The sequence below is a fragment of the Azospirillum agricola genome (assembly GCF_017876095.1).
In the GTDB taxonomy this organism is placed as follows: domain Bacteria; phylum Pseudomonadota; class Alphaproteobacteria; order Azospirillales; family Azospirillaceae; genus Azospirillum; species Azospirillum agricola.
Genome location: NZ_JAGINM010000054.1, coordinates 1 through 7,674 on the forward strand (window position 1 = coordinate 1; position 7,674 = coordinate 7,674).

General features: G+C 66.5%; 4 protein-coding genes. All 4 read left to right on the forward strand.

Translation table 11 applies throughout. The features are described 5' to 3' along the window. Positions 1-1,442, forward strand: a 1,442-nt coding sequence (locus J2847_RS33475; protein WP_233474971.1) for a YDG domain-containing protein, incomplete at its 5' end; no start/stop codon positions are given. 43 nt (positions 1,443-1,485) lie between these two features. After that, positions 1,486-3,264 carry a ShlB/FhaC/HecB family hemolysin secretion/activation protein gene (locus tag J2847_RS33480; RefSeq protein ID WP_209783048.1) on the forward strand — a complete coding sequence of 593 codons (1,779 nt, stop codon included), beginning with the start codon at positions 1,486-1,488 and terminating at the stop codon, positions 3,262-3,264. Positions 3,265-3,286: 22 nt separating this feature from the next. Then, entirely contained in the window at positions 3,287-5,059 is a 1,773-nt protein-coding gene (locus J2847_RS33485; RefSeq protein WP_209783049.1) for a tetratricopeptide repeat protein, read from the forward strand. Then, complete coding sequence (locus tag J2847_RS33490; protein ID WP_209783050.1) at positions 5,059-7,179, forward strand: O-linked N-acetylglucosamine transferase, SPINDLY family protein; 2,121 nt, start codon at positions 5,059-5,061, stop codon at positions 7,177-7,179. Before J2847_RS33485 ends, J2847_RS33490 begins: the two co-directional genes overlap by 1 nt. The last annotated feature ends 495 nt before the right edge of the window (positions 7,180-7,674 follow it).

A 7,674-nucleotide genomic window follows, 5' to 3' on the forward strand; every position in this document is an offset into this window, starting at 1 on the left:
GCGTCGTCGGCGGCGACGCGGTCAGCATCGGCGGCAGCGGCGCCGTGGCCGACAAGAATGTCGGCACCGGAAAGACCGTGACCGGCCTGTCGCTGGCCGGCGCCGATTCGGGCAACTACACCCTGGGCGGCGCCACACTCGACATCACGGCCAAGACGCTGACCGCCACCGGCAGCAGGGTCTATGACGGCACCACCGCCGCCTCGGACCTGAGCCTCAGCGGCGTAGTGAGTGGCGATACCGTGTTTGTCAGCGGCGGAACCGTCAACAGCAAGACTGTCGGATCGGGCAAGTCGGTGAGTGGCGCGAACCTGAGCGGTGGCGATGCCGGCAACTACACGCTGGGCGGCGCCGTCTACAGCATCATCGCCAAGGCGCTGCCTTGGTCGGTGGCGGGCGTGAGCGCGACTTATGGCGACGCCATCAACCTGGGCGCGGCGACGCTGAACGGTGTCATCAGCGGCGACGACATCGGCGCGACGGTCGCCGCTTTTGCGGCGGGCAAGGGTTTCCTGCCATCGGCCGGAACGCATGTCGGGATTTACAGTCAACAGGTCACCGCTCTGACCGGCAGCGACGCCAGCAATTATACTCTGGCGCAAAATGGCAACAGCGCCGGAAGCTTGGTGGTCAATCCGGCGGTTCTGAGCTTGGTCGCCAACGCGGCGTCCAAGACAGTGGGAGCCGCCGATCCGGCTTTGACCTACTCATTCACCGGCTTGCGCGGCAGCGACAGCCAGTCGTCGGTGTTGAGCGGCGGCCTGAACCGGGCCGATGGGGATACCGTCGGCACCTATCGGATTGGCCAGGGCACGCTGGCGGCGATCAGCGACTACATCATCGCCTTTACCGGTGCGGATTTCGTCATCAACCCGTCGACGGCCGCACCCGCACCCGCTCCGACCGCCCTAGCCCAACTGCCGGCTCTGCCGGTGGTGACGACACCCCTGCTGTTCAACAGTGGCCTGAGCGTTTTGGGCAGCTCCGGAAACATGATCACCTCGACCGCGGTTGCCGGCACCAGCACCGGGCCATCGAGCGGTACCACCGCCGTCGGCTCAGATTCAACATCGGTGTCCAATTCCAGCACCGGTGCCAACCTGTCGTCCGGTGGGGTTTCCAACACCCCGATCATCATCGATGCCAGCCGCGGCCGCGCGGCGGGCAACGGCGCGGTGGTCGAGAACAGCCTGTCGGTCGCGGGTTTGCAAGTGGTCTTCCGCCAGCCCGCGAATTACACGCCGGGATCGTCGGCGGGAAGCGGTAATGACGGCGCGAGCGGCAACAACGGCACCGGAGCGGGCGGCAGCGGGGTCTTGGCGTCGGCGACCAGCTTCACCACCTTTGCGGCCGACTCGGGTGTCCAGAGCACGTTGGTGTCCGACGGCAGCCCCCTCCGCCAATCGGCGGACAATGAGCGCAAGCGCCAATCCGGGAACTGACAGCCCTGTGGACCGAATGATCAAGCAAAGGATGCGACTGCCCATGGCAAGCGACCACCAGGGGCGCCACCGTATAGCCGTCGGCGTCCTGGCCGCCGGGCTCGCCGCAGCCGGGGGGATACAGGCGCGGGCGCAGAATTTCGAGCGCATCGCGCCGGAAAAACTGGAAACCCCGGCGCCGCAGAAATCCCTGGCGCTGCCCGACGCGCCGCAGACGCTGCCGCAGGGACAACAGGTGCTGGTCGCTCGGCTGCGGGGATTGGTCTTCGTCGGACGGGCCGACGCGGTGACGCCCGACGGCGTCGGGACACCCGGCATCCACGTCATTCCGGGCAGCGTGATGGATAGCGAGGATTTCCGGACGCTGATGGCGCCCTATCTCGGGCGTCCGGTGACCCTCGACCTGCTCAATGAGGTCGCGCGCAAGACCGTGCTGTATTTCCGCGACCATGACCGGCCGCTCGTCGACGTTGTGGTGCCGGAACAGAACATCAGCAGCGGCGTGATACAGCTGGTGTCGATGGAGTTCGTCGCCGGGTCCATTTCGGCCGAAGGCGGTGAATGGTTCGACGACGGCCAGTTGCTGGCGGCCATCCGAACAAAGCCCGGAGAGAGCATCAGCGGGCAGGGCCTGCTCGACGACATCAATTGGCTGAATGAAAACCCGTTTCGCCATACCGATCTGGTTTATCAGCGCGGCCGGAGTCCGGGTGAAACCGATATCGTCCTGCGCACCCGTGATCGTTTGCCGTTGCGCGTTTACGGCGGCTTTGAGAATACCGGTTCCAAGACCACCAGCGAAAACCGAGCCCTTACCGGCTTCAACTGGGGCAATGCCTTCTGGCTCGGGCATCTTCTGTCTTATCAGTACACCACCAGCCCCGACGGCTTTCTGCATCCGGGAAGCAAGCGCTATACCGCCCATGCCGTGACCTATCAAATTCCGCTGCCCTGGCGCGACACCCTGACGATCATGGGCAGCACCTCGCGCAGCCTGCCAAAGTTGGGCGATCAATTTCATCAGGTGGGTAAAAGCACACAGATTTCAGCCCGCTATTCGTCACCGCTTCCGACGCTGGAAACGGTGTCCCAAAAGCTGGAACTCGGCATGGATTTCAAGCGCACCAACAATGATCTCGAGTTCGGCGGGACCAGCGTTTCCTCGGGTTTCACCGATATCTTCCAGGGGGTGCTGGGTTACTCGGCAGCGCGAGCCGACAGCTTCGGCTCGACCGTACTGGCATTGAACGCCTATTTCAGTCCCGGCGGCTTGTCGCACGGCAACACCAGCACGGCGTTCCGGCCGTCGGACACCCACGCCGGCCGCAGCTTCGCCGACGCCCGTTACGCCTATCTGCGCGGCAGCGTGGAACGCGGCGTCGACTTGCCGGAGGGGTTCAACTGGTTGACACGGATACAGGGCCAATGGGCGAGCACCAACCTGCTGTCGTCCGAACAGCTGGGAGCCGGCGGCGCCGACAGCATTCGCGGCTATGGCGAGCAGGAGGTGACGGCCGACCAGGGGGTGATCGTCACCCATGAAATCCGCACCCCGGACATCGAGGTCGCGCGCCGGCTTGGGCTGGGGGATGTGGGCGACCGGTTGCAACTGCTCGGATTCTGGGACGCCGGCCGGCTGGTCGCCCGGCGGCCGGTGGACGGGGCGAAAAGCGCCTGGACTCTGTCGAGCCTGGGGATCGGCATGCGCTATCAGACGCCTTACGGGTCGATGCGGCTTGCATGGGGGCACGCCATGCCGGGAACAGGACAGGGCAATGATCGGAGCGACCGCCTGCATTTCGGCGTCACGCTGTCCTATTGACGGTCTGGAAGGAACGCGCCCCATGTCCATGAGGCCTCAGGAAATGGCGGTTCGCGCCGCAGAGCATCACCAGAAGGGGGAGCTGGCCCAGGCGCTTTCCCTCTACGGGGAGCTTCAGGCCGCCAATCCGCAGGACGCCAGGTTGAGCAGTCTGGTCGGTACGGTGCTGGCCCAGATGGGACGGACGGCGGAAGCCCTGCCGTTTCTTCATCAGGCGGTTCGGCTGGACCCGCAAAACCCCGAAAGCGTCCATAATCTGGCGGTCGCGCTGTCGGAGGCCGGGCAGATGGCGGAGGCGGCGGAAGCCGCCAACCAGCTGGGCCAGCTCCATTATGGGCGGCGGGCGTTCGAGCTGGCGCGGGCGGCTTTCCTGGCGGCGCTGGAATGGGAGCCGGGGTGTCGTCCGGCCGCGGCCAATCTCGGGGCGACGCTGCAGGCCATGGGCCGGCATGCGGAAGCCATCGAACGGCTGACCGCCTTCCTGAAGGGCGACCCTGACCGGGCGGAGGCCCATTGCAACCTGGGCAATGCCCTGCTGGGGGCCGGGGCCTATCGCGACGCGGTGACGAGTTTCCGCCGTGCCCTCGCCCTGCGCCCCGACTACAGCGAGGCTGAGAGCAATCTCGGTCTGGCCCTGGCATGGCTGAGCGGCCTGCCGGAGGACGCGGCGGCCGGGGAACAGGCCGACGTCGATGGGGGTGTAACCGAAACCGCAGCCTCCCTGGTGACGCTGGGCAACGCCCGCCTTGCCATCGATCCGCTGGGCGACATCGAGCGCTGTTATCGCAAGGCGCTGACGCTCCAGCCCGATTTCCCCGCCGCCCATTGGAATCTGTCATTGTGCCTGCTGTTGCGCGGCGATTTCACCCGCGGCTGGCAGGAACATGAATGGCGCTGGCGCTGGCATGGCTTCGGGGAGGAACCGCGGCCGTTCAGCCAACCCATATGGCAGGGGGAACCGCCCCATCAGGTCGGCGGCACCCTGCTGGTGACGGCGGAGCAGGGGTACGGCGACACCATCCAGTTCAGCCGCTATCTGCCACTGCTGGCCGCGCGCGGCTATGACGTGGTGTTCGAGGCGCAGCACCCCCTGTTCACCCTGCTGTGGTCGAGCATGGGGGACAGCGGCGTACGGGTGGTGCCCCGCTCGGTCTCGCCGGCCCATGTCCATGATGACCTGCCGTTCGCCCGCCACGTCCCGCTGTTGAGCCTGCCCCACCGCTTCGGCACCCTGGTCGACACCATCCCGGCGACAATTCCCTATCTTTGGGCCGAGCCGCGCCGCCGCCGCCTGTGGGCCGAGCGGTTGGAAGCGGCGGCCGGGGGGCGCTTGCGGGTCGGCCTGGTCTGGCGCGGTCGCCCGGAACACAGCCGCGACGGCGACCGTTCGCTCGATTCCCAGCTTCTGGCGCCGCTGATGGCGGTTCCCGGCGTGACGTTCTTTTCGTTGCAGAAGGAAACCGGCGACCGGCCGCCGGGGGCGGTGGCGTTGGGGCCGTTGCTGCACGACTTCGCCGAAACCGCGGCGGCGGTGGTCAACCTGGATCTGGTGATCGCCGTCGATACGGCGGTGGCCCATCTGGCCGGCGCGCTGGGCGTGCCGGTGTGGGTGATGGTGCCGTTCAGCCCCGATTGGCGCTGGATGCTGGGGCGGACCGACAGCCCCTGGTATCCGACCATGACGCTGTTTCGCCAGCGCTGCGCCGGTGATTGGCCGGCGGTGGTCGCCGATGTGGCGGAGGCGCTGGCGGGTGTCGACGCGGCCAGCCTGCCGCGCGCGACGGGAGAGGCGTGATGAACCACCCCCCACCCCCGGACCTCCCCAAGGCGACGGTCGAGAGCCTGATCGATCAGGCCGGCAAGGCGCTGGCAGACGGTGATCCGGCGCGAACCGCGGCATTGGCGGCGCGGGCGCTGGACGCGGCGCCCGGTCATTCCCATGCGCTTTATCTGCATGGCATGGCGGCAGCAGTGGCCGGCGACGCGGCGACGGCGGCTGCGCGGCTGCGGGCCAGCGTCGCCGCCGGCGGCGGAACGCCGGAGTGCCACTACAATCTTGGATTGTCTTTGCATGCCGTCGGCGACGGCGACGGGGCGATCCAGGCTTTCCTGTCGGCGATCTTGCGCGCGCCCGGCTTTGCCGAAGCCTACAACAGCCTGGGGGTGAGCCTGGCCGCGGTCGGCCGCGCCGACGACGCCATCGCCGCCTTTCAACGGGCGACAGCGGAACGCGCCGGCTATCTCGATGCTTATGTCAACCTCGCCACCGTTATGGTCGGGATCGGTCAAACGGAGGCCGCCTTTGGGATTTATCGCGATCTTCTGGCCGCCGATCCGGGCAACGCGCGCCTGATCTTCCTCACCGGGACGGCGGCGCTCAACGCCGACGCCCTGCAGGAGGCCGAGGGGTATCTGCGCCAGTCTCTGCTGTATCAGCCGCGTGACCCCGGCACCTGGAACAATCTGGGGCTGGTGCTGGTGCGGATGGGACAGGTGAGCGCGGCGATCGACGCCTTCACCAAGGCGACGACCTACCGCCCCGACTATGGGGAGGCTTGGTTCGCCCTCGCCTCCGCCCAGGAAGCGGCTGGGATCTTCGAACAGGCGGCCGCGACGTATGAACATGCCCGGCCGCTGCTGGCCGACAGCACCGGTATCGACAGCAACATCCTGATGACGCTCAACTACCGCGATGCGCTGCCGGCCGACGCGGTGTATGACGCCCATCGACGCTGGGGAGCGGGGTATCAGCAAGGCTTGCCCCCGCCGTCGGCGTCGACGCCACCTGGGCCGCAGCCACGGGAGGGGCGGCGGTTGCGGATCGGCTATGTCTCGCCGGACTTCCGCCTGCATTCGGTGGCGATGTTCCTGCTGCCGCTGCTGGAGCAGCATGACCGCAGCCGGGTCGAGGTCTTCGCCTATTCAAACGTCGAGAAAAGCGATTTCATCACCGATCACGTCCGCCGACACGTCGACCACTGGCGTCCGATCGCTGGCGTCGATCCCGACACGGTCGCCGCGATGATCCGTGCCGACGGCGTCGACATACTGATCGATCTCGCCGGGCATACCGCCCGCAACCGGCTGGACGTGTTCGCCCGGCGGGCGGCTCCAACTCAGATGACATGGCTCGGTTATCCCGCCACCACCGGCCTACCGGCCATGGACATCCGGTTGACCGACGCGGTTTCCGATCCGCCGGGCGACGCCGACCGCCGCCATTCCGAACGGCTGCTCCGCCTGGATGGCGGGTTCCTGTGTTACCATCCCCTCGGACCGACGCCGGACCCGTTGCCGGCCCCCTTGCTGTCGCGCGGTCAAGTCAGTTTTGGTTCCTTCAATGCGTTGCCCAAGCTGAACGCGGCAACTGCGGGGCTGTGGGCGCGGGTGCTGGCGGCGGTGCCCGGCAGCCGGCTGGTGCTCAAGGCGGCGCCGCTGGCCGACGCCGGCATGCGCAGGCGGGTGGAAGGATTGTTCGCCGCGCAAGGAATCGGGGCGGATCGCCTTACGTTGCTGTGCCATAGCCCTAATCATTTCAGTCATCTGAACGCCTATGGTGAGATCGATATCGCGCTTGATCCCATTCCCTACAACGGCACCACGACCACTTGCGAGGCGTTGTGGATGGGCGTGCCGGTGCTGACGCTCCCCGGTGATCGCCATGCCGCGCGGGTGGGCGCCAGCCTGTTGACCACCGCCGATCTGACCGGCTGGATCGCCGCCGATGAGGAGGATTTCGTGGCCAAGGCGGTGGCTCTGGCTGTCGATCCCGATCATCTGGCGACAGTTCGCCAAGGACTGCGCGGTCTTTTGATCGCATCAGATCTGTGCGGTGCTCAACGATTTGCCAAGCGGTTCGAAGCGATGTGCCATTCTGTGGCGGAATCTCGTTCGCAAAAGGATTGGAGGGGCTGACGAGCGAGTTGAGTCGGAGACGTTGCCTGCAATCGCCGGATTGAACCGCGCCGGGATTATCGGCGGCCATTGTTCGTGAGCCATGCCGCTATGGGCATGGCCTCGCGGTCAGCATGATAACGTCGCTCGGCCTCTCGGCCACCAACCGGGCCTTCTCTTCGGCGCTTCACCGCCGCCGCTCACCGCGGCCGGTGATGATTTCCACTCTCGACATCAAGCGAGCCTCCGCAGACTCGCTCTTCACCGATCACCTCATCCCCGACAAGGCGGCGTTCCGCAGGCGCTTACACCGATCCCGGGATCGGCCAACAACGAGAAGCCCGGCTCATCGCAGATGGGCCGGGCTTTTGGTGATGGTGTTGTGTAGTCGATGAAGATGAAGCGCACCGCGTTTTCCAATCCGGTTTTGCGAGTTTTGGTCTGGTCTGATTAATCCTGTGCCTTGGGGACCTGGCGGCGACCTACTCTCCCACGCCTTAAGACGCAGTACCATCG

Coding starts and splice junctions, on each gene's coding strand:
- J2847_RS33490 (WP_209783050.1), top strand. CDS start 5,059: ATGAACCACCCCCCACCCCCGGACCTCCCCAAGGCGACGGTCGAGAGC.
- J2847_RS33480 (WP_209783048.1), top strand. CDS start 1,486: ATGGCAAGCGACCACCAGGGGCGCCACCGTATAGCCGTCGGCGTCCTG.
- J2847_RS33485 (WP_209783049.1), top strand. CDS start 3,287: ATGTCCATGAGGCCTCAGGAAATGGCGGTTCGCGCCGCAGAGCATCAC.